This window comes from Flavobacteriales bacterium (genome assembly GCA_016699575.1).
Lineage (GTDB): Bacteria > Bacteroidota > Bacteroidia > Flavobacteriales_F > PHOS-HE28 > PHOS-HE28.
Genome location: CP064979.1, coordinates 2,601,572 through 2,623,275 on the forward strand (window position 1 = coordinate 2,601,572; position 21,704 = coordinate 2,623,275).

General features: G+C 61.4%; 26 protein-coding genes and 1 tRNA gene. 10 read left to right on the forward strand and 17 right to left on the reverse strand.

Annotated features, from left to right (window positions below; genetic code table 11):
• Positions 1-87: 87 nt before the first annotated feature.
• Complete coding sequence (locus IPJ76_10715) at positions 88-429, forward strand: hypothetical protein (protein QQR85091.1); 342 nt, start codon at positions 88-90, stop codon at positions 427-429.
• 69 nt (positions 430-498) lie between these two features.
• Here IPJ76_10715 and IPJ76_10720 read toward each other — a convergent pair whose 3' ends face one another.
• The 4 genes from IPJ76_10720 to IPJ76_10735 all read right to left on the reverse strand — a co-directional run bounded on the left by IPJ76_10720 (position 499) and on the right by IPJ76_10735 (position 3,241).
• Positions 499-1,149: a hypothetical protein gene (locus IPJ76_10720; GenBank protein ID QQR85092.1), complete on the reverse strand. Its 651-nt coding sequence runs from the start codon at positions 1,147-1,149 to the stop codon at positions 499-501.
• Between the two features lie 30 nt (positions 1,150-1,179).
• Complete coding sequence (gene fabD / locus IPJ76_10725; GenBank protein QQR85093.1) at positions 1,180-2,055, reverse strand: ACP S-malonyltransferase; 876 nt, start codon at positions 2,053-2,055, stop codon at positions 1,180-1,182.
• A 93-nt stretch (positions 2,056-2,148) separates the two neighbouring features.
• The gene (gene folE / locus IPJ76_10730; GenBank protein ID QQR85094.1) at positions 2,149-2,787 is read right to left on the reverse strand and encodes a GTP cyclohydrolase I FolE; all 639 of its coding nucleotides are present in this window, start codon (positions 2,785-2,787) and stop codon (positions 2,149-2,151) included.
• A gap of 10 nt (positions 2,788-2,797) precedes the next feature.
• On the reverse strand, positions 2,798-3,241 hold the full coding sequence (locus IPJ76_10735) for a 6-carboxytetrahydropterin synthase (protein QQR85095.1): 444 nt from the start codon (positions 3,239-3,241) through the stop codon (positions 2,798-2,800).
• A gap of 95 nt (positions 3,242-3,336) precedes the next feature.
• On the opposite strand from IPJ76_10735, the gene rfaD reads away from it, so the two are divergent.
• Positions 3,337-4,302, forward strand: a complete 966-nt coding sequence (gene rfaD / locus IPJ76_10740) for an ADP-glyceromanno-heptose 6-epimerase (protein QQR85096.1) — start codon at positions 3,337-3,339, stop codon at positions 4,300-4,302.
• On the opposite strand, the gene IPJ76_10745 is transcribed toward rfaD, so the two are convergent.
• From IPJ76_10745 to IPJ76_10760, 4 genes are all read right to left on the reverse strand, one after another.
• On the reverse strand, positions 4,293-4,637 hold the full coding sequence (locus IPJ76_10745; GenBank protein QQR85097.1) for a MerR family transcriptional regulator: 345 nt from the start codon (positions 4,635-4,637) through the stop codon (positions 4,293-4,295). The genes rfaD and IPJ76_10745 overlap by 10 nt on opposite strands.
• Before the next feature lie 37 nt (positions 4,638-4,674).
• The gene (locus IPJ76_10750; GenBank protein ID QQR85098.1) at positions 4,675-5,478 is read right to left on the reverse strand and encodes a DUF2490 domain-containing protein; all 804 of its coding nucleotides are present in this window, start codon (positions 5,476-5,478) and stop codon (positions 4,675-4,677) included.
• 55 nt (positions 5,479-5,533) lie between these two features.
• Positions 5,534-5,620, reverse strand: a tRNA-Ser gene (locus IPJ76_10755).
• A 41-nt stretch (positions 5,621-5,661) separates the two neighbouring features.
• A complete protein-coding gene (locus tag IPJ76_10760) occupies positions 5,662-6,093 on the reverse strand; it encodes a hypothetical protein (protein ID QQR85099.1) in 432 nt (143 codons plus the stop codon).
• Positions 6,094-6,210: 117 nt separating this feature from the next.
• Here IPJ76_10760 and IPJ76_10765 point away from each other — a divergent pair, with 117 nt between their 5' ends.
• The gene (locus IPJ76_10765) at positions 6,211-6,573 is read left to right on the forward strand and encodes a hypothetical protein (protein QQR85100.1); all 363 of its coding nucleotides are present in this window, start codon (positions 6,211-6,213) and stop codon (positions 6,571-6,573) included.
• Here the strand turns inward: IPJ76_10765 and IPJ76_10770 are convergent.
• Positions 6,570-7,595, reverse strand: a complete 1,026-nt coding sequence (locus tag IPJ76_10770) for a type I asparaginase (protein ID QQR85101.1) — start codon at positions 7,593-7,595, stop codon at positions 6,570-6,572. The two genes, IPJ76_10765 and IPJ76_10770, sit on opposite strands and share 4 nt — an antisense overlap.
• A complete protein-coding gene (locus tag IPJ76_10775; GenBank protein QQR85102.1) occupies positions 7,595-8,359 on the reverse strand; it encodes a TatD family hydrolase in 765 nt (254 codons plus the stop codon). Before IPJ76_10775 ends, IPJ76_10770 begins: the two co-directional genes overlap by 1 nt.
• Positions 8,360-8,488: 129 nt before the next feature.
• Here IPJ76_10775 and IPJ76_10780 point away from each other — a divergent pair, with 129 nt between their 5' ends.
• Together IPJ76_10780 and IPJ76_10785 are read left to right on the forward strand one after the other, a co-directional pair.
• Positions 8,489-9,466 carry a glycosyltransferase family 9 protein gene (locus IPJ76_10780; GenBank protein ID QQR85103.1) on the forward strand — a complete coding sequence of 326 codons (978 nt, stop codon included), beginning with the start codon at positions 8,489-8,491 and terminating at the stop codon, positions 9,464-9,466.
• Entirely contained in the window at positions 9,463-9,822 is a 360-nt protein-coding gene (locus IPJ76_10785; protein QQR85104.1) for a hypothetical protein, read from the forward strand. The genes IPJ76_10780 and IPJ76_10785 overlap by 4 nt, the downstream gene beginning before the upstream one ends.
• Positions 9,823-9,825: 3 nt before the next feature.
• Here IPJ76_10785 and IPJ76_10790 read toward each other — a convergent pair whose 3' ends face one another.
• Positions 9,826-10,344, reverse strand: a complete 519-nt coding sequence (locus IPJ76_10790; protein ID QQR85105.1) for an acyl-CoA thioesterase — start codon at positions 10,342-10,344, stop codon at positions 9,826-9,828.
• A gap of 95 nt (positions 10,345-10,439) precedes the next feature.
• Here IPJ76_10790 and IPJ76_10795 point away from each other — a divergent pair, with 95 nt between their 5' ends.
• On the forward strand, positions 10,440-10,994 hold the full coding sequence (locus IPJ76_10795; GenBank protein ID QQR85106.1) for a CopD family protein: 555 nt from the start codon (positions 10,440-10,442) through the stop codon (positions 10,992-10,994).
• Here IPJ76_10795 and IPJ76_10800 read toward each other — a convergent pair.
• The 5 genes from IPJ76_10800 to IPJ76_10820 all read right to left on the reverse strand — a co-directional run bounded on the left by IPJ76_10800 (position 10,991) and on the right by IPJ76_10820 (position 16,171).
• Positions 10,991-11,386, reverse strand: coding sequence for a hypothetical protein (locus tag IPJ76_10800; protein QQR85107.1), 396 nt, complete (start codon positions 11,384-11,386; stop codon positions 10,991-10,993). The genes IPJ76_10795 and IPJ76_10800 overlap by 4 nt on opposite strands.
• Positions 11,387-11,441: 55 nt before the next feature.
• Positions 11,442-12,488 (reverse strand): SPOR domain-containing protein, encoded by a 1,047-nt coding sequence (locus IPJ76_10805; protein ID QQR85108.1) that lies wholly within the window; start codon positions 12,486-12,488, stop codon positions 11,442-11,444.
• Positions 12,489-12,657: 169 nt separating this feature from the next.
• On the reverse strand, positions 12,658-12,996 hold the full coding sequence (locus IPJ76_10810) for a GIY-YIG nuclease family protein (protein QQR85109.1): 339 nt from the start codon (positions 12,994-12,996) through the stop codon (positions 12,658-12,660).
• Between the two features lie 40 nt (positions 12,997-13,036).
• Positions 13,037-13,783 carry a 3-deoxy-manno-octulosonate cytidylyltransferase gene (gene kdsB, locus IPJ76_10815; protein ID QQR85110.1) on the reverse strand — a complete coding sequence of 249 codons (747 nt, stop codon included), beginning with the start codon at positions 13,781-13,783 and terminating at the stop codon, positions 13,037-13,039.
• A gap of 6 nt (positions 13,784-13,789) precedes the next feature.
• Positions 13,790-16,171, reverse strand: coding sequence for a TonB-dependent receptor (locus IPJ76_10820; GenBank protein QQR85111.1), 2,382 nt, complete (start codon positions 16,169-16,171; stop codon positions 13,790-13,792).
• A 122-nt stretch (positions 16,172-16,293) separates the two neighbouring features.
• Between IPJ76_10820 and dprA the strand changes: the two genes are divergently transcribed.
• Positions 16,294-17,400, forward strand: coding sequence for a DNA-protecting protein DprA (gene dprA, locus IPJ76_10825; protein QQR85112.1), 1,107 nt, complete (start codon positions 16,294-16,296; stop codon positions 17,398-17,400).
• A gap of 10 nt (positions 17,401-17,410) precedes the next feature.
• Here the strand turns inward: dprA and IPJ76_10830 are convergent, their stop codons facing one another.
• Positions 17,411-19,333, reverse strand: a complete 1,923-nt coding sequence (locus IPJ76_10830) for a cytochrome C peroxidase (protein ID QQR85113.1) — start codon at positions 19,331-19,333, stop codon at positions 17,411-17,413.
• A gap of 187 nt (positions 19,334-19,520) precedes the next feature.
• Between IPJ76_10830 and IPJ76_10835 the strand changes: the two genes are divergently transcribed.
• The 3 genes from IPJ76_10835 to IPJ76_10845 all read left to right on the forward strand — a co-directional run bounded on the left by IPJ76_10835 (position 19,521) and on the right by IPJ76_10845 (position 21,524).
• Positions 19,521-19,847: a hypothetical protein gene (locus IPJ76_10835; protein ID QQR88443.1), complete on the forward strand. Its 327-nt coding sequence runs from the start codon at positions 19,521-19,523 to the stop codon at positions 19,845-19,847.
• Between the two features lie 48 nt (positions 19,848-19,895).
• Positions 19,896-20,177, forward strand: a complete 282-nt coding sequence (locus tag IPJ76_10840; protein QQR88444.1) for a DUF2752 domain-containing protein — start codon at positions 19,896-19,898, stop codon at positions 20,175-20,177.
• 660 nt (positions 20,178-20,837) lie between these two features.
• On the forward strand, positions 20,838-21,524 hold the full coding sequence (locus IPJ76_10845; GenBank protein QQR85114.1) for a hypothetical protein: 687 nt from the start codon (positions 20,838-20,840) through the stop codon (positions 21,522-21,524).
• The last annotated feature ends 180 nt before the right edge of the window (positions 21,525-21,704 follow it).

The window sequence follows — 21,704 nt, forward strand, 5'->3', positions numbered from 1 at the left end:
GTCGAACACGAATTCTATTGGCGCATGCCAGCTCGGGGAACACAACAACTTGAACAGATTCTCCGGGAGAGGTTCACGACGACGTACATGTCGGATTCCAAGTGGAGGAAGTTTGCCGATTTGGTGCGTGAGCCACGCTTCAACATCCAGCAGGTGGTCTGGAAGTTTGTTTACACGGACAAGGAGATTCGCAGCCGACTGAATTGGCTCCAGGACAACGGAGAAGACACGTTCGAAGTAGGACCCTTCTTCTACAAAGAGGTGGAATGGGTCGAAATTCCCCAAGTCGGCTTTAACCATGGCGATGAGAAGGTTCCAACGCGCCACTGGCAGCAGGATGTTCCGGCTTTCCGTGAAGCGCTTTGTGCTCTGGGTGAATTTGAGGTTTTTGCGACAGACCGTGGACTCCGAGTCATCGGATACAGGTGATCATCTTATTGGTCTAGTAGGGCGGGCCTCGCTTTCAGCCATGGTTTAGCCACGCGAAATCGAATCTTACTAGTCCAGCACATCCACCATGATCGCCTCTGTGCTGTCCGGATCCACGTACAGCCAGCGCCAGTTCCGGCCAGGTTGTACCTCCCAGTAGTAGGTGGTGATGGTGTCCCCAAGGTTTTCAGGAGCAAAGGGACCGGCAGCATCCGCGCCACCATATACGCGGTCGGCTGCGTGGCTGACGCTTCGCGTTCCAGTGTACGGGGCCATCGATAGGATCCTCTGGACCTCGCGCGGGCAGGTCTTCATGCGCAGGCTTATGCCGGTGTCGATCTTCGGCACCACTTGATCGCGATGGTCGGTGACAGTCACGCAGGCGGGTGTTTCGTCGAAGAATGCTGCATATATCTCGCTGCCTGTTCTTGGCTTGAAGGCGTCCGGTATGCCGCGAACCACTTCGCTCGCCTTGTCCATTCCCGCGCGCGTTGTATGGAAGACATCCTGCGCGTCTTGAGCAACTCCTCTTGCAGCACCTGCGGCTTTGTGGGCGGTCAGGTATACAGCGCTTAACCCACAACCCACTGCAACGACCAGTGCAGCAACGGCGCCAAGGATCCAAAAGGGTCGCTTCTTGATCAGTCCGAAGATCAGGAGCAGCAGGAACGCCAACCCGAAAAGGCCGCACGCAACGAAGAGCAGGGCGATGGTCAGCATGGTTGGTCGCTCCCCCCTCGGGTGCCGAGACTATGCCCCCACCGCCTCCACCTCCTTGCTCACCTTCTTGAAAAGCCCTTGTAGCACGGTGCCCGGCCCGACTTCCACCACCTTCTTCGCGCCATCGCCGAGCATGTTCTGCATGGTCTGCGTCCAGCGCACGGGCGCGGTGAGCTGCGCGATGAGGTTGGCCTTGATGCGCGCAGGGTCGGTGTGTGCGCGGGCGTCCACGTTTTGGTAAACTGGGCAGCGCGGGTTCACGATGGGCGTGTACTCGATCGCAGTGGCGAGCTCGGCACGTGCGGGTTCCATCAGCGGGCTGTGGAACGCGCCGCCCACTTGCAGCACGAGCGCACGCTTTGCACCGGCGGTCTTCATGGCTTCGCACGCGGCGTTCACGGCTTCCACCGTGCCGCTGATCACCAATTGGCCGGGGCAGTTGTAGTTGGCGGGCACCACCACGCCGGGGATGGCAGCACAGATCTCTTCCACTTTGGCATCTTCCAATCCGATGATGGCGGCCATGGTGCTGGGCTGCAGTTCGCAGGCTTTCTGCATGGCGTTGGCGCGCGCGGCCACCAGCTTCAAGCCATCGCTGAATTCCATGGCACCTGCCGCCACCAGCGCGCTGAACTCGCCCAGCGAGTGCCCGGCCGTCATGGCGGGTTGGAACGCATCGCCCATCACTTTGGCCTTCACCACGCTGTGCAGGAAGATGGCGGGTTGCGTCACCTTGGTCTGCTTCAGGTCCGCCTCGGTGCCCTTGAACATCACATCGGTGATGTTGAAGCCGAGCGTGTCGTTGGCATGCTCGAACCAGATGCGGGCGTTGTTGTCGGCGTCGTACAGGTCCTTGCCCATGCCGGGGAATTGGGAACCCTGGCCGGGGAATACATAGGCGGTCATGCGTGATGGGTTGTTGGTGCGTCCCGGAGCGCGCTGCTCGTCGGAAGCGTGACGAATATCGCTAACGGCCCGATCGCTCGGTGTTCCGGCGGGTCAATGAAGTTTCGAGGAGATGAGCTGGATGAACTCCTTGCGGGTAGTATCACTCTTGAGGAACACGCCGGTGAAGGCACTGGTAGTGGTGACACTGTTCTGCTTCTGCACCCCGCGCATGCGCATGCACAGGTGGTCGCACTCCATCACCACGGCCACGCCTTGGGGCTTCAACGTCTCATGGATGCAGTCGCGGATCTGGTCGGTGAGGCGCTCCTGCACCTGCAACCGGCGTGCGAAGGCGTCGACCACGCGCGGGATCTTGCTCAGGCCCACGATGCGGCCGTTCGGGATGTAGGCCACGTGTGCCTTGCCGAAGAAGGGCAGCATGTGGTGCTCGCACAGGCTGTACACCTCGATGTCCTTCACCAGCACCATCTGGCTGTACTTCTCCGTGAACATGGCGCTGCGCAGGATCTCGCGCGGGTCGAGGTCGTAACCGTGCGTGAGGTACTGCAGCGCCTTGGCCACGCGCTCGGGGGTCTTCGCCAGGCCCTCGCGCTTGGGGTCCTCGCCGATCTGGTGCAGGATGTCGCCGTAATGCTGACCGATGCGCGCAATGCGCTTCGCGTCGTACATGTCGATGCGCTCGTAGCCCTCGGCCGAGTCGCCCGTTGCGGAGGTTTTGCTTTTGGCCATGGTCGATCGTTCACCTCTTCACCGGAGAGGATGGGTGAGGCCCGTAGTACTCCACGCTGTTGTTCTCCGTCTCCTGCAGCTTGATGCAGTGCAAGGTGCAACCCAGCGCGTTGATGGGCTGTTCCAGTTGCTTCCAGAAGGCGATGGCCAGGTTCTCCGTGCTGCTGTATGTGCCCTTCATGAACGCCACGTCGAGGTCGATGTTCTTGTGGTCCACCTGATCGATGACGCGCTCCTTGATGATGCGGCTCACCTGCGACAGGTCGGCCACGAAACCGGTCTCGTTGCTGGGCTCGCCCTTCACCGTCACCCACAGCTCGTAGTTGTGCCCATGCCAGTTGGGGTTGGCGCACTTGCCGAACACGCTCATGTTCTTTTCCGGCGACCAGTCGGGCCGGCTCAGCTTGTGGGCCGCGCTGAACCGTTCGCGGCGGGTGATGAACACTGTGGGCATCGTGCCTGGTTATGAGGGCGGCGAAGGTAGGCCGGGCGCTTTCGCCGCTCCTACTTTCGCCCCCCGTCTTCGCCTAAGGCTATGGCGGCCAACGCATGATCGTCGTCACGGGTGCCGCAGGTTTCATCGGGAGCTGTTTGCTGGGCGAGCTCCAGCGCCAAGGCTGGCACGACCTGGTGGCCGTGGACGATTTCTCGCGCGTGGACAAGGCGCCCAACCTGCTCAACAAGAAGCTGACGGCCCGTGTGGATCGGCGCGACTTTCCGCAGTGGCTCGATGCCAACCAGAAGTTGGTGCAGTTCGTCTTCCACCTCGGGGCGCGCACGGACACCACCGAGTTCGACAAGAGCATCTTCGACGAGCTGAACGTGCGCTACAGCAAGGCGGTGTGGGAGCGGTGCACGCGCTACCAGATCCCCTTGGTGTACGCCAGCAGCGCGGCCACCTACGGCGGTGGCGAACTGGGCTATGATGACGATCATGCACTGATCCCGCAGCTCAAGCCGCTCAATCCCTACGGCGATAGCAAGAACGAGTTCGACCAGTGGGTGCTGGAACAGGCGGAGGCGCCGTTCTTCTGGGCAGGTTTGAAGTTCTTCAACGTGTACGGCCCGAACGAGTACCACAAGGCACGGATGGCAAGCGTCATCTTCCATGCCTTCAACCAGGTGCGCGACGAGGGCGAGGTGAAGCTCTTCCGCAGCCACCGGCCAGACTACAAGGACGGCGAGCAACTGCGCGACTTCGTGTACGTGAAGGACCTCTGCAATGTGTGCATGTGGCTGATGGAGACGCGCAAGCACCCTGCGATCTACAACCTCGGCAGCGGCCGCGCCCGCACCTTCCTCGACCTCGTGCGCGCCACCTTCAAGACGATGGGGAAGGAGGAGCGCATCGTGTTCATCGATACGCCGGCGGACATCCGCGACAAGTACCAGTACTTCACGGAAGCCCGCATGGAGAAGCTGCGTGCTGCGGGGTACGACAAGCCTTTCCACACGTTGGAAGAGGGCGTTGCGGATTACGTGGGGAACTACCTGCTGAAGGCCGCTTACTGCTGATCGAGCAGGTTGCGCAAGGCGCTCAGTTGGCTGCGCACGTCAAGCAGCTTGTCGTGCAGGTCGGTGGCGGATCCCTGCACTTTGTGCTTCGCCTTCAACTGGGTGCGTGCACCTTCAATGGTGTGGCCCTTCACCTTCAGCAGTTCGTACTGCTCGCGCACCATGTTCTTTTCCTCGGCCGTATAAAGGCGGTCGCCCTTGGCATCGCGCTTGGGACTGGGCTTGCCGAACTGTTTTTCCCAGAAGCGGATCTGCGTGGCGGTCACCCCCAGCTCAACGGCGATCTCGCCGATGGTCCAGTAGAACTTGCCGATCGTTTTCGGTTTCAGTGGCATGCTAGGCACCGCGAATGTACCTGCGACGGTGGCATGATCAAGGCTTGTGTGTGGGCGGAGCGGTCTTGCGGAAGTCGAGGTTGTAGGTGAGCAGTAAGTGCACCGTGCTGTTCATCTCCTGCAGGTCCGCTCCTTGCGCCGCTCCGGGTCGTTGGATGGTCTGCAGCAGATAGCCGATCTGCACATTGCCACCGGAACTGTACTGGTACCCGAGCAACGCGCTCAAGCGGTTCTGCTGCACGAAGTCCGCTCGCTGGCTATCGCCGAAGCTGATGAACAGTTCGTCGTAGGCCGTGGCGAAAAGCGCGCCCTGTTCCACTTTGGTGTGATTACCGAACGGCACCGTGATGCCGATGCGGTAACGGAAGCGGTTCTGGTAGTTGTAACGGTCGAGCTCGTAGGCGCCAGGCTCATTGGCCACGGGTTGCATCACGCTCAGCCAGCGCTCCTCCATGCGGAAGCGGTGCGAAAGCGCCACGCGGCCAAGCGCATTGGACAGCGTCACCTGCTGGTAGAGGTTGTGCTCCCAGGCTCGCGTTGCGATCGGGTAGTTGCCGTACGGATAATTGATGTAATAGCTGTAACCCCCGGTGATCACCACCTCCGGGCGCCAGTGGAAACTGACGGCAGGGCGCACGAGCAGCTGTTGCCAGTGTTCGCCCAGTCCTGAACGACGCCAGTGCGCTTCGGAATGAAAGCTCCAACGGTCATGCAACATATGATCACCGAGGTGGCTCACCCACAGGTGCGCGTTGCGATCAATGGCCCGTTGTGCGGCGGCCTTCGCGCCGTGCATGAACACCACCGCGGCGAACACGGTGTGCAGGAGCAGGGATCCCATGGGCGTCCGTTCCATCTCAAAAGAGAAGAGCCACGTTCGGTGGCTCTTGTTCCAGCGGAGAGAGAGGGATTCGAACCCCCGTTACCCTTTCAGGTAAACGCACTTTCCAGGCGCGCGCCTTAAACCACTCGGCCATCTCTCCTTCCGGCCATCGGGACCCTCCCGCTGGCAAGGGCGGCGAAACTAACCAAGACGACGGAGGGACTGCTTCCCGGGGCCCCTGCGGGCGCTTTCCATCAGCTCCGCGCGTGCTATCGGGTCGCGGAAGTGGATCTGCAGGTTGTGGAACACGCTTCTGACCTGCATTTCGACAAGCGCGTGCCTTGAGAGCAGCAGCACGTCATTTCCGGAAAGACGGAACTCCAGGCACAGGGCAGGAGAGGTGGTCGGGACCGTCTCCCAGTTCGACCGGTCGGCGTCGCAGTGAAGTACGAGCATGGCACTGTTCTCCAGGACCGCGATGACCAGGATGGAACCCAAAGGGTCGAGGAAACGTCGCGCCAAGCCGGTCAGGCGAACATAGAGTACCGGCTGGTCATCGACGGTGGCGAGCCAGATGGCGGAACCCGTCGTGCCGGTCTGCCAAGGGCCGGTGAACAGGACGCAGCTGTGCATGTCCTTGGAACGGAACAGTAACGCAACGGTTACATAGATACCCAAAGGTTATTGAGTGAGGACATCAACGTTCTTTGCGCGCGCGGACCAACCCCTCCCCACTGGGACCTTCGCAACGTGGCAGTCCATATCGGCACAGAGCTTCGCAAGAGGCTGGTGGTAAGCGGCATTCCAGTGACCCGCTTCGCGAAGCGTATCGGTACATCGGCCAAAACGGTGCACGCCCTTTTCAAGCGCCCCAGCATGGACACCATGCTGCTGAAGAAGTGCTCCGAGGTGCTCAACTTCGACTTCTTCCGGTTGTACAGCGACGAGCTCCGGCCGAAGTTGCGTGACGGTGAAGCTGTATCAGAACCTGCCGCCCGCTACGGCAAACGGGCGGCGATGGACGAGCTGGAGATCATCATCAGGCCTGGCCAGAACCAGGAGCTCCTTCAATCGCTTATCAAGGCGATGGAAAAGAAGGACAAGGGCCGTTAGATGGTCAGCTCACCGCAAAGCGGTACACCGAAGCGTTCCTGCACAACACGTTCAGCAAGGCCTTGGCCGAAGAGGAACATGAGTTTTGTAACGGCTGCTTCGACGGTCATGTCGCTTGCCGGCGTTATGCCCATATCGTTGAACGCCCGACTGGTCTCATAGCGTCCCTGTTCCACGCGACCACCGAAGCACTGTGTGGCGTTCACCAGAACGATGCCGCGCGCGCGCGCTTCGCGCAGAGCGTTCAGGAAGTCCTCGTTGCGCGGTCCATTGCCACTGCCGAAGGTGGTGAGCACGGCCCCGCGCAACCCTGGTGTAGCCAAAGAGTGCCGTACCCATTCGCCGGTGATCCCGGGGAAGAGACGGACGACGCCCACATTGGGATCGAGCAGCGGATGCACATCCAACGGGCCAGTGCGCTTCGGTAGCATGGCGGCGAGGTTCCAGCGGATGTGCACGCCGGCCTCGGCCAGCCTCGGCCAGTTGGGGCTACGGAAGGCCTCGAAGCGTTCGGCATGCGTCTTCACCGCACGGTTGCCGCGGTACAAACTGTATTCGAAGTAGATGGCCACCTCCTGCAGCGTAGCAACGCCATCGGTGTGCGCCGCGGCGATCTCGATGGCGGTGAGCAGGTTTTCTTTTCCGTCGGTCCGCAGCACGCCCAATGGCAACAAGGCCCCGGTGAGCACCACGGGTTTCGTCAGGCCTTCAAGGAGATAGCTCAGCGCGCTTGCCGTGTAGGCCATGGTGTCCGTGCCGTGCAGCACTACGTAACCGTCCTCGTTGGGATGTTGGGCAATGAGCTGTGCGATGCGCACCCAATCGGCGGGCCCCATATCGCTGCTGTCCATTACCGGTTCCAATGATGCAGTGCTAAGCGCGGCGGGGATGTTGCCCAGTTCCGGCACCAGGTCTTCCAGATGCTCGAGGTCCATGGGTTGCAGAGCCCCTGTGCGCGGGTCTTTCATCATCCCGATGGTGCCTCCGGTGTAGATCAGCAATACCCTGCGGTGCTTGGCCATCAGCTGAAGAGTTGTTGTGCGTTGCGCGTGGTGGTGCGGGCAATGTCGTCGAGCGACAGGCCCGTTGCCGTGGCCAAAGCCTGCGCGATGAACGGGATGTAACTGCTCTCGTTGCGCTTGCCGCGGTGCGGGACCGGGGAGAGGTACGGTGCGTCGGTCTCAAGAACGCAACGGTCGGCGCCCACCTCGGCAATGGTCTGTGCCAAACCACTTTTGGGATAGGTGATCACTCCACCAATGCCGAGGTAGAATCCATCGAGCGCGAGAATGCGACGTGCCTCGTCGGCGCTGCCGGTAAAACAATGGAACACGCCACGCAGCTCCGGTGTCTTCTCTTCTTCCACGATGGCAACGGTCTCCGCGAAGCTCTCGCGGCAGTGGATGGCGATGGGCAGCTTCTTCTCCTTGGCCCAACGGATCTGCTGGCGGAAAGCCAACTGCTGCTGCGGAAGGTTGCTCTTGTCCCAGTACAGGTCGATGCCGATCTCGCCGACGGCTGCATAGCGACGCTCGCTGAGCAAGCGCTCAACATTGGCCAGTTCCTGCGAGGGGTCCACACCCACATGGCACGGATGAAGGCCCATCATGGGGAAACACGCGTCCGGGTACGCAGCGCACAGATCGTGCATCGGCCCCACGCTTGCCATGTCGATGTTCGGCAAGTAGAGCTTCGTGACACCGGCATCCAGGGCGCGCTGCACCATGGCTACGCGGTCCTCAGCGAACCTGTCCGCGTACAGGTGGGCATGGGTGTCGACGAACATGGTGCGAAGAAAGGCCATGAGGACATGTGACCATGGGCCCATGTGGCCATGTGACCGTGCGGAAGCTGCACGGCGCGCGATCCTACATTCGCCCCCTATGAGCGCATGTCCACATGGGCCCATGGGCACATGAAAGTCCTCATCATCCGCTTCTCGTCCATTGGCGACATCGTGCTCACCTCGCCTGTGGTCCGTTGCCTGAAGCTGCAGCGTCCGGATGCCGAGATCCACTTCCTGACCAAACGTGTTTTCGCCGATCTGGTTCAGCACTCGCCGCACATCGCCAAGGTGCATCTGTTGGATGATGGGCTCGGTTCGATCCTTCCCGTGCTGAAGAATGAGCGTTTCGATGCGGTTGTGGACCTGCACAACAACCTGCGGACCTGGCGGGTGAAGCGTGCGCTTGGTTTGCCCTCCCACAGCTTCCCGAAACTGAACTGGGAGAAGTGGTTGATGGTGAATCTCAAGGCCGACCGGCTGCCGAAGGAGCACATCGTGGACCGTTACTTGAGAACGGTGAACGGCCTCGGGGTCAAGAACGACGGTATGGGCTTGGACTTCTTCGTTCCTGCCAACAGCGAGGTGCCGCTCACAGCATTCCCAGAGCCGCACAGGAATGGCTACACGGCACTATGCATCGGTGGTGGTCATGCCACCAAGCGCCTGCCGCCGCACAAACTGCTGGCACTGGCCAGGGAAGTGCAGGGTCCCATCGTCATCATCGGTGGGAACGAGGACAGCGCCACTGCGCAACGCATTTCCACGGAGATCGGACCGCGCGTGTTCGATGCAACCGGCCAGTTCGACCTCTTGGGCAGTGCCTCGCTCATCCGTCAGGCGCGCAGTGTTGTTGCTCACGATAGCGGTGCAATGCATGTGGCGGCAGCGTTCAACAAACCACTGGTGAGCGTGTGGGGCAACACGGTGCCGCACTTCGGTATGGGGCCATACATGCCGCAGCACAAGGAGCGCGCCCATGTGGTGGAAGTCATGGGCCTGGGGTGCAGACCGTGCAGCAAGCTCGGCTACGACAAATGCCCCAAGGGCCACTTCCACTGCATGGAGAAACAGGACATTGGACGCATTGCACAATTGGTCAACCAATGAGCTGGGACATCTACATCCAGGACCTGCCGCCTGTAAAGAGCGTGCGTGACCTTCCGGCGGACTTCCAGCTGAAGCCGATCGGAACCCGGGCTGAGCTCGAAGACAAGATCACCGCAGCGGTCGGGCACGCGGAGAAGCAAGATGGATGGCTCTTTGTGCAAGGCAGCGGCATCGACCTGAGCATTTCGTTCCAGATGGAAACGCCCGAGCTGGTGCGCTACATCACTGTGCATGTGCACGGCGGCGAGCAGAGCGCGGCCTGCGTGGCAGCCATCGTGAAACAGCTTGGCTTGCGTGCCCTGGACACGGCCACAGGCGAGTTCCTCGACACGGACGCGTTGGACGAGAGCTTGTAGCTACTACTCGAACAACGCCTTCAGCTCCGTCGCTTCCTCGGGCTTCATCTTGCCACTGAGGATGAGCCTTAGCTGGCGGCGGCGCAGGGCACCGTCGTAGCGCTTTTGTTCTTCTTCGTTGGTGGGTTCAACGGGCGGCACCGTCGCGGTATGTCCGCCATGGTCCACGGCCACGAACGTGTAGATGGCGCTGTTGCACTTGATGCGCTCGCTGGTCAGCTGGTCTTCCACCCACACGTCGGCCCATACTTCCATGCTGGTGCCGAACGCACGGCTCACGTGGCTCTTGATGGTGACGAAATCGCCGAGCTTGATGGGCCGGTCGAAGCTCACGTGGTTCACGGCCACGGTGACCACCACGCGTTTGCAATGCCGGTGGGCGCTGATGGCGCACGAGATGTCCAGCCATTCCAGCAGACGCCCGCCGAACAGATTGCCCAAGGTGTTGGTGTCGTTGGGCAGCACCAGGTTGGTGGTCTCCGCGTAGCTGTCCGTGGCCGGTCGGGCGCTCTTCATGTTCATGGCGCAAAGGTGCGCAGGTCCTGTGCAGCGCTCCGTGGGCGCATCAACTCTTTTCAACCGTTCGGCGGGCCGCAAGCACGGGCTACCTTCGGAGCATGTTCAGCTACGAGGGCCAGCACGTGCTCCATGTGTTCTTCACGGTGGGCTATTTCGCAGGCACGTTCAGCACACTGTGGATGATAGCCCAGCTGAAGGAGGCGGAGCGCAAGTTCGATCCCGACCGGGGCATCATCACGGCCCAGCTCTCTCGTATGATGCGGCGCACATGGCTGCACATCGCATGGCCATCGCTCATCGGCATGCTGCTGATGGGTGTTCTGCTGATCGCGAAGAACAGTGGGCTCTTCATGGAACCGTGGATGTACACGAAGACCGGGCTTGTCGCCCTGCTCATCGTGCATCACAGTGTCACTCATGGGCTGTGGGCGAAGGCGCGAGCTGGCGAACTGCGTTGGAAGAGTATCACCGTTCGCTTGTGGAACGCGTTGGCGATGTTGCTCTTGTTCGCGCTGATCTATGTGGTCGTTCGTCGCGGCGAGCTGGGCACGCTGTGGGGCGTGCTGGGAGGCGTGATGCTCGCGACCGCCGTGTTCCTGCTGGTGCGCAAGCTCCGCAACGGGAAAAGCGCGGACGGTGAAAAGGCAGCCTAGGCCGAACCCACCAAGTGCCGCTGCTGATCCAGCCAGGTGAGTGCGCTGTCCATGTCGCCGAACAGCTGGATGGGCCGTTGGGGCTTGTTGTAACGCACGAACACATTGGCCGTGAGCTGGTGCCCGAAGTCCCGCACCACGATGGCGTCCGCTGCGATGTACTTGGATGACTCCGGTGATGAGGCGTACTGGCGGGCTTCGTTGCTGAGCGTGCTGCCCACGCCCACGCTCACCACCAGCAGCACCTTGCGGCCATTGCGGCCCTCGGCAGCGGCCTCGAACATCGCTTGCACTTCCTCGGGGCTCACCGTGTGACCGTCCTTGAAGTGCGCGTGCACAACATCGTCTTCGATGAAGGTCAGCGTGCAGACGTCGAGTTCGATGGAGCGCAAGGGAAGTGCGAAAGGGGCGCAAATCTATGCGGACGGTGCACCGTCCGTCACGCTCTTATTTGTGCAGGATCCAAGCCCCGGGGGCTTCCTCTTTGCGAGCGGCGACCAAAGCCTCCACGGCGATGCGCTCGTCGGCAAAGCTGCCGATGGCCACGCGCCACAAGCCCCGGTGCTGGTCGATGATGCCGGCATCGAACCCGCGTCCGCGCAGCCCGGCAACCAGGTTGTCGGCATTGCCCCGCACTGAGAAACAGCCCGCCATCACATGGTAAAGACCCTTGGCGCGCGGCGTAACGGGTGTCACGGCCACATGCGTGGTGTCCGGGAGAACGATCGGGGCCACCACCAGCTCCACACCGGGTTCCACATCCACCGTCACTGCTGAATCAAGCGTCTCGGGAAGGCTGAAGTTCTCGTCTCCCGATTCCTCCACGATCACAGGTGTTGTACCCCGCTGCACATAACCGGGTGCTTCACGCTGCAGCCAGCTTGCCCACCCGCCTAATTGCTCGTTGCCGGTGGTGGGGGTGAGCACGAACGTGGCCACCGCCACCAGCACGGCTGCAGCCGCGGAAGCAGCCCACAGCAGCGGACGGTTGCGCGATGCGGAAGTGCCTTCGTCGGCCAGGACGGGCTCCAGCTTCCTCACCACCGCCTCTTTCAACGTCTCCACCACCACCGGCTTGGCGATCGGCGATGCCGCCACGGCCCGCAACCCGAACGCATCCTTCAGAAAGTTGGCGTGCGGGTCCGGTTCAAAGCGGAGGTTCCGGGCGGTATCGGTCCAGAAGGTGCCCACGCCGGAGACTTCCACGCGGCCGCCATGGCCCAGCGTGCGCTGCCACTGTTCCACTTGTTGGGCCACTTGGGTACGTGCTTGCTCGAAGCGCACATCGTCCTGCTTGGCCACCGAGTCCACCAACAGCCCGTCGTTGCGGGTCAACTGCTTGTTGAACCCCACTTCCTTGCTGGGCGGATGCACCAGTCGGCGTGCTTCGTCGATGCGGGCACCCTTGTACTGCACCAGGAACCCGCCGAACTCGGGCACGATCACGCAATCGTGGTCGAAGAGCAGTTCGCGGATGCGCTGGTCGATGGACATGGCGCGGCGAACTTAGTGAGCCACCCGCCGCCGTGCTATCTCTTCCGTCGTGGTGAAGTTGGATGGAGACTGGTCTGGCATTGCGTAAACCGATCTGTCACCCTGAGCCCGTCGAAGGGCGACTCCAAGTCTTATTGAGCCCAAGGCGGGCTATTCTGTCAAAGCAGGACTAGATGTCACCTTTATGAAGCGGTGGGAAGACCCGTCTGCTGTAAGCCAAGGAGTTGAGGGAAAGAGATCTCAGGTCACCGGCTATCAATGCCTCTTTCTTCCTCCGGGACCATCCTTTCAGCTGCTTCTCGCGGGCCAGCGCTTGTTCGACCCGGTTGAACCATTCGTAATGGGCAAGCTCTACGGGCCTTCGGGAAAACGTGAAACAGCCGCGGTCAACGCCTTCAAAATGTTCCAACATGCGCCGTTCCAGATCATTTGTCACACCAGTGTAGTAACTGCCGTCCGCGCATCGGAGGATGTAAACGAAGTAGTTGTGGAAACGGGTGGAGGGCATTGTTCGGGCATCTGGTTCCGCCGGTCATGGTTCGACGGGCTCACCATGACAGAACCCGCCGCCGTGCCTCTTCCAGGTCGGCCGGGGTGTCCACGCAGAAGGACGGATGCTCCGTAAGCCCCACCCGGATGCGGAGCCCAGCCTCCAGCCATCGCAGTTGTTCCAAGGACTCGGCCCGTTCCAGTGGCGAGGGTTCCAACTGGACAACCCGCGCCAGAGCTTCCGTCCGGTAGGCATAAAGACCCACGTGCTTCAAGTATCTGAACTGCTGGTGGCGGGGACGATGGTCCGGGTTGCGCAGGTAGGGGATGGGCGCCCGGGAGAACAGTACGGCGTTCATCGCATGATCCACGACCACCTTGGCTTCACCGGGATCGTCGATCTCGCGGTCGTCGCTGATCACTTGCACCAACGTGGCGATGTCCACAGCGGTGCCGTTCAGCACGGCAGCCACTTCACCGATCTGTTCAGGGGCCACGAACGGTTCATCGCCCTGGATGTTCACCACGCCATCAAAGCGGCCACCGGCCAAGAGCAGGGCTTCGTGGCAGCGATCCGTTCCGCTCGGATGGTCGGTGCGTGTCATCACGGCCTCCCCACCGAACACGCGCACATGGTCCATAATGCGCTCATCATCCGTGGCCACCACCACGCGCGAAAGCGCATTTGATGCCTGTGCCTGTTCCCACACCCGCTGCACCATGCTCTTGCCACCGATGTCCACCAGTGGTTTGCCGGGCAAGCGGCTGCTGCCGTATCGGGCGGGAATGATGCCGAGCAGATCCATCGGCGATCAGAGCGCGTAGGTCATCATCACCTGGAACGATCGCGGCGCTTCAACGCTCAACGGGCGTATGGCGTACACCTCGTTGCTGATGTTGTTCACGATGAACGAGGCCTGCACCTGCTCGCTCAGTTTCCATTGCACGCGCGCGTCGAGGATCCAATCGCCGCTGTTGTGGTCCGTCATCCACTGATCCACGCCCGTTGCCAACTGGCCTGACCGGTCGAGGTTCACGAAGATGACGTCGATGTTGCGCACATGGCTGTTGTAACGCACGCTGAACCCGAAGCCGAAGCGCTTGTAGTTCATCTGCACATCGCTGCGGAACATTTCCTCCACGCGGAACTTCAGCACGTTGTCCACATTGGTGTAGCTCGTGTTGTTGTACGTGCTTGCCGGGAAGCTGGCGCCTTGTTGGGTGGCTTCGGCGTAAACGAAGTCGGGAGTGGTGCTGACGGGTTTGGTCTTGGTATAGCCGATCAGGGTGCTCACCTCCACCATGCCGATCTTCCCTTTTGCCGCAAGCTCCAGTTCCAGACCTGTCACGCGTGCGTTGCCGGTGTTGGTGCTGCGGAAGCCCAGGCCGAGGAAGTTGTCGATGGTGACGGCGCCCCACTGCCCGAAGGTGAACTCGATGTAGTTTGCGTATTCCTGCTGGAAGACGACAGCATCGAAGTAGCCGCTGAAGTTGCCGATCTTGAAGCCTTGCTTCAGGCCGCCTTCCAGGTTCCAGCTCTCTTCGGGCTGAAGACCGGGATTCGGATAGATGTTCAACTGCCCCACGCTGGTGGTGATGAACCGCTCGCCGATGGTGGGGAAGCGGTAGCCCTGGCCGTAGCTGGCGCGCAGGTAGGTGGCCTTATGGAACCGAAAGGTTGTGCCTGCGCGGAAAACGGGTTGCTCCTGCGTGTCATCATTCACCTTGAAGTGCTCGTAGCGCATGCCGCCGCTCAGCATCCAGCGGTCGAAGAACTTCTTGTCCAGTTGCAGATAACCGCTGGCGTTCACTGCGGTGTTGGTGCTGTTGCCCTCCACGTTGCCGCTGTAGAGCTCGCTGTTGCTGATGGTGCTCTGCCCGCTGAAGCCGGCCGTCACGTTCATTTCGCCGAGCAGGTCCACCTTCTGCTGTATCTGGTACTCGCCGTAGAGGAAGTCGCTGGCGTTGCTCTGGCCGTTGTCGTTGTCGAAGATCTGCCGGTACCAGCGGCCGCGCAGGCTGTGCTTGGTGCCGCGCGCGCCGAAGTAGTTCACGTACGGGTCAACGTACACCTGCGTGCCCACGGTGCGGGTAACCGTGCCGGGCTCCGGGCGAAGGATGTTATCGCTGCCGTTGTCCCAGATGAACACGCTGGTGCTACGGCTTTTCATGGCGTTGGCGTTGATGCCGTAGTTGAGGCCCTTGATCTTCTTGCTCCGGTAACGCGTCGCCACATTGAAGCGGACGCGGTTCTCATAACCGCCGGGACCCACCCGCAACGGATCACCGATGCTGTCCGCCGGCAGTGGTTCTGGGCCCACGTATCCCGCATCGGACCATGCGTTGCCGCCGAGCACCAGATCGAACCGCCCGAACTGACGGCTATGGAAGAAGTTGGCGCCGCTGAACAACGGAGAGTTGTTGTCCCACCAGCGCGCCGGCTCGTGCCCGGGGCCATCGTACATGCCGGCGAACACGTTCACGCGCGTCTGTGGCTCCAAGCGCGGATAGGCCGTGCGCACGTTGATGACGCCGGTGAGCGCCGCGCTTCCGTAGAGCACGCTGCTCGCGCCTTTCATCACCTCGATCTGTTCCAGGTTCTCCGTGGGCAGGAAGGCCCACTGAGCGCGGCCGATGTCGCCGCTGAGGACCGGCAGATCGTCCACGAGCAGCATCACACGGCTGCCCGCACCGTAGCTGAACCCGCTGCCACTGCGGATCTGCGGGTCCTCGTCGATGATGATGACGCCCGGCACCTGGTCCAGCGCCTCGCTCACCTTCATGTTGTTCTTGTTGCGCACCAGTTCGGTGGGCAGCACGCTCAGGCTTTGTGTCACTTCACCTACGCGCTGCTTGAATTTCCCGGCGCTCACCACCACCTGGTCCAGCTGCTTGGCCGTGGCCTTCAACCCGGCATCCAGCGTTACGTCCTGTCCTGCCACGGTGGTCACGGTCAGTTGCACAGGCTCGTAACCGATCATGCTGAAGGTCACGGTCAGCGCTCCCTTCGGCGCTACAACGCGGAACGTGCCATCGAGGTCGGTACTGGTGCCTTGGCCAACGGCCCATGAAACACCGGCGCCGTATAAGGGTTCCTTGGTTTCGGCATCGGTAACGGAACCCACCAGCACGGCGTCCTGCGCGGTCAAGGTGGTGACAAGGAAAGCGCAAAGCGCGAAGAGGCAGATCCGCATACGGGTGGGTGTCGGGCGAATGTATTCCTATCGCAGTTGCGACCAAGTTGGCCGGACAACGCCGCCGCGTTCGCATATTGTCACCGGGGCTTCGACGGTAATCCCGTCGGATGCACCGTTCCATGGACGACCGCACACTGGTGCACCGTATCGCGCTCAGCATGCTCAAAGGCATCGGCCCGGTGAACGCGCGCAACTTGGTGGCGTACTGCGGCGGTGTGGATGTGCTCTTCACCGACAAACACATCAGGCGGAAGCTTGATAGTGTACCGGGCATAGGTGCAAAGCTCATCGGCAACATCCTCGACCGGTCGGTGCTTCAACAGGCCGAACGTGAACTGGAGTATGTGCGCAAGCATGATGTGCGTGTGCTTTTCTACCTCGATGACGATTACCCGAAACGATTGCGCAACTGCGAGGACGCGCCCGTGCTGCTCTTCGCCAAAGGCAACACGGACCTGGATGCGCAACGCACCGTGAGCATCGTAGGCACCCGCCAACCCACCGAGCACGGCAAGCTCACCTGCGAGCAGCTGGTGGAAGAGCTGGTGCCCACTGGTGCCACCATCATCAGCGGACTGGCTTACGGTATAGATATCACCGCGCACCGTGCCGCGTTGAGGCACAAACTGCCAACGGTGGCCAGCGTTGCGCACGGCCTGGACAAATGCTACCCCAGCGAACATGCGGCCACCGCACGTCAAATGATGCGGCACGGCGCACTGGTCAGCGAACTGCCGAGCGGGTCACCGTTCGCTCCGGGCAATTTCCCCGCACGCAACCGCATCATCGCCGGCTTGGGCGATTGCACCATTGTGGTGGAAAGCGGGCCCAAGGGCGGTTCGCTCATCACGGCCGACATCGCCAACAGCTACGACCGCGATGTGATGGCCATTCCAGGGCGTGTTGCCGACACCCGCAGCCTCGGATGCAACGCCCTCATCAAGCAGAATAAGGCAGCGCTGATCACCGGGGCGGAAGACATCATCAAGGCGATGGGGTGGGAGGAACGCAAGAAGAAGGCCCCCAAGCAATCCGCGCTCTTCGTGGACCTGAGCCCGGAGGAGCAGCAGTTGGTGGAAGTGCTCAAGAAAAGCGGCAAAGCGGAGATCGACGAGCTCTGCCTTCACAGCCGCATGCCGCAAGGCAAGGTGGCCGCGCTGCTGCTGAACATGGAGTTCAATGGCGTGGTGAAAAGCCTGCCCGGCAAGGTGTGGGCGCTGGCGTGAAGGAGCGCGATCAGTACTCGCCGCCCACCTTCCGGCGTGCCATGCTCTCAGCGGTGCATGCGGGTAGTTTCACGGGAACGGTGACGACCGGCAGGTCCTCGTTCAAGGAGATCATGAAAGCTTCCAACGCGCGCTTTTCCGTTTCGGACAGGTGGAGACTATCGCTGGAAAGCGTCTGGTTCGGCACATCGAGCCCGCGCCCGGCACCGCCACCGTTGTTGTAGTGGTCGATCGTTTGCCGCAGCGTGCGGAACACGCCGTTGTGCATGTAGGGCGCCGTGCGTGCGATGTTCCGCAGGCCACCGGTGCGGAAGGCATGGTCCATTTCCGGTTCCGGCAGCGCATCGAAACGACCGCGGTCCTCGCTGAGCGCGGTGTAGGCCGTATCGGCCGGCGTGCCGATCACTTCGAACTCGTTACTGCCGTACGGCGGTTTCACCCCGTTGAAGTGCGGCACGAAATGGCAGGTGGCGCACTCGGCCTTGCCCATGAACAGGTTGAACCCGTGCACGACTTCCGCCGGTGCCGCCGCCTTGCCCTGCATGGCCCTGTCGAACGGCGATAAGCCGGTGCTCTGCCGGGTGTAGAAGTAGGTGATGGCGGAGAGTACGTGGTGCGGTCCGATCCCCGTCAACCTGGGTGTGTACTTGAGCAGCGGTGTGAAGCCCTTGACGTACTCGGGGCTGCGCTGCACGCGGTCGATCACGGCGGTCATTTCGCCGCCCATTTCGCGCGCATCGCTGATCACCGCATGTGCTTGTGCGCGCAAGTGCGCGTGCCTGCCATCGTGCATCAGCAAGTGGTTCAGGTCGGCGTTGATGAGCGTGGGCGCGTTGCGGTCCAGGGTGCCTTGGTGGTCGAACACGATGGGCGTAGCACGCGTGGTGTCGGTGAAGGCCATCGCTGAGGAATGGCACGAGGCACAGCTGCGCTGTCCGTTCCCGGAAAGGAGCGGGTCGAAGTAGAGCTGGCGTCCGAGCTCTTCTAAGCGCTTCAGGTCTGCAGCATCCGTCACCTGCGCGAACACGCCCTTGCCATCCTGTGCGCTGTAGAGCCCTTTGCTGAAGAGCTCGCGCTCGGTGGGGCTCAGTGCATAGTCCACCGTGCTGCTGCTGCGCACGCCGTAGCGAGCTATCATATCCTGCACGGAGCGGTACAACGGTGCCACATGGTTGCGCAGGAAGGTGTACCTGTCAAAGGCGTCAGCATCGTTCGGCGCGGCTTGCACGAACTCCAATGCGGCCGAGTACAAGCGTTGGTGTTCAGGTGTGATCGGCGTGCTGGGGTAGGTGGCGTTGAAGGCCGCATGCGCTTCCAGTCCCGCGCTCAACAAGGCTTCCAGCTCGGGCACCAGCCGGTCGGCGTCCGGGCACTCGAAGCCTGTGGTGTAAATGGCGGCCAGGTTGAGGATCTGCAGTCGTTCGCAGAAAAGGAAATGGTCAGGCTGGGCCAGCTTGGCCGACAGACCCTTGTAGCGTTGTACAGCTTCTTGGGCAGGGGCCAGGAGCGAGCGAAGGGCTTCACGGGTCGGATGCTCTTCATCGGTCATGTGAAGCTCGGCCAGGATCAAGCCCGCACCGGTCCGCTTATGCGGGCGTCCGTTCTTCTCGTACGCTTCAGACTCCCACTCCACCGGTAATGGACCATTGATCGAGCGGTACCCGACCGGATCGAGGTAGCGCAACCAGAGATCGGCGCGCTTCACGGCTAGACGCGCTTCGTGCAGTGAAGCCAGGATGATGGCGCGCCCGTTCTCCGTGGCCGGATCTTGCGCATCCACGGTGTGCAGCGCCTTCTCCAGCGCTTTATCCACAGCGGTAACGCGTTCAATGAAAAGTGTGGGGTAGGCCGCGTCGTTCTCGCGGTAACCGGCGCCGAGGAACGCAGTGCACAGCGCCACCACCGCTCCGATGACCATCCACTTCGCACGCATGGCCGGCGAAAGTACCCCGGCGTCCAACTGTTATGCCTGCCGACTGTCAGTCCATTGTCATAGTGGTAAGCAACCCGCATCAGACCGCAGTTCGGAAAATCCTTTTCTTGCCGCACGAACGAACGTCATACCCGCCCATTCCATGGACACATCCAATACCGGCCGCATCGATCAGCCTCTTCCACCCTTGGGTGGCCCTGAGCCCATTCCCAATTCCACCACGGCTCTTGTGCTGGGCATCTTGTCCATTGTGTTCTGCTGGTGCTATGGCGTTATCGGCTTGACGCTCGGGATCGTGGCCTTGGTGCTGGCGAACAAAGGCAGGAAGCTCGATGCCCAGAACCCGGGCTTTTACACCCCTGGCTCGCGCAACAACCTGAACGCCGGACGTGTCTGCGGGATCATCGGCATTTGCCTCTCGTCGATCTACGTCGTGTTCCTTATCATCTACGTCTTCATCATCGGAGCTGCGTTTATGACCCTGCCTTTGCAGGAGCTCATGAACCAGCAGTAGTTCTGGAATGGATGGTCGAAGCTTTCGACGCACTGTCCAATGGATGAGCTGGAGCAGCACTTGTTGCCGTGCTTCTACAAGCAATACTTCGGCGTTGATTGCCCGGGTTGCGGCATGCAACGATCAATGGTCGCTCTGCTGGAGGGCAACTTCTCCGAGAGTTTCCACTTGTTCCCTGCGTTGGTCCCGATGATGGTCATGCTGGGCTTCCTCGCCCTGCACTTGGTGTTCAAGTTCGAGCGGGGCGGCACCTGGTTGAAGTACATGTTCATCGGTGTAGCGGCCATCGTTACGGTGAACTATGTGTGGAAGATGGTGTGCGCGCAGTAGGAACGGCCGATTGGTTGTGCTGGCTATCGGCACAGGCTCAACTTCCCACAGCGCCAGGTCTTTCGCGACGGAGTGGTTCCATTGAACGTGCCTGACGGTCTCTATTGTCAGGTGGAGCGTGTCTTGGGGCGGAGTGAGGGCTTCTCGCACGGCGCTGACCTTGTCCTTTTAGGGGCGGAGATCTTCTTGGAAGGCTTGAAGAGCTTGTTGTCAAGGGCGGAGGGCTTCTTGGAAAGGGCGATGAGGTTGTTGGGAGGGTGGGAGTGGATGTTTTGTCAGGGAGAGAGGCTTTTGGAGCGGTGTGCGAGCGTTTGCCAACACCAAGTCGTTTCCACCTTTTGCTCGCCAAAAGGTGGAGCCAAAAGGCGCCCACGATCAAAGCACTGGCCCAGCCCACGCAAGGCCCACGCACGGCCTTCGGGCTGGGCCGTGCCGCGCTGATCGTGGACATCCCCGCACGACTGCCTGCCGAGGCAAACACGCGAGGGCAAGCGGGGTAATACAGGGTACCGGTGACGCTGCTTTGTTAAATGGTACCGTTGCTGAGATCGGGTGGCGGAAATGCACGGTGGGCGTGGGTTTGGACGTTGATGAGTGCGAGCCCGGGCATTGTGCCCGGGAACCGAAGGGCGGCCGGACCGCCCAGTAAAACCAAGTACCATGAAGAAGACCGCTGAGAACCGCATGAGCATGTTCTATGCGGTGGAGGGGGTGTGCGACAAGCACACGCTCGTGTGGACCCCTTTGGTGCCCTACGCCACGGCCGTGGGCGAACTGAAGGACAAGATCCTGTTGTTGGAGGACGCTGTGCAGCTGCAGGAAAGCGAGCTGAAGGGCTACGCCGAGGACAAGCGGCACAAGAAGGAGGCGATGGTGGACAAGACCCTTGAGGTTGCGCAGGCCACCTACGCCTTGGCGGTGGACAAAGGCGACGATGTGCTGAAGGCCCAAATGGACCACAGCCGCAGCGACCTGCTGCTGGGCCGCGATACGGTGGTGGGCCAACGCTGCCAGGACGTGCACGACCTGGCCAATGCGGTGGTGGTGCAACTGGCGCCGTACGGCATACTGCCCGCCGACATGACCGCGCTACAAACGGCCATTAACGCCTACGTGACGGTGGTGGACGCACCGCGTGTGGCGGTGACCGTGCGCAAAGGCGCCACGACGGCCATTGACAAGTTGGTGACGGAAGCCACGGCGATCCTGACCGAGCGGATGGACAAGCTGATGGTGGAGTTCAAGAGCAGCGCGCCGGACTTTTGGCAGCAGTACTTCGATGCCCGGATCATTGTGGATCTGGGCGGGAAGGAAGAGGACGAAGAACCGCCGCCGCCTACGCCTTAAGGCGGTGATGTGGAAGCCCGCGCAGAAGACAGCTGCGCAGGGCACACGCCAACAAGTGGCCCTGTTGGCGGCGGCAAGGCCCGGTGAAAGCCGGGCCTTGTTGTTCGTGTGAGGATTTCGGATACGTTTGGATTGACCATGCACAGGACAGGAGGCGGGCCAGAGGCCATAGAGCGTCCC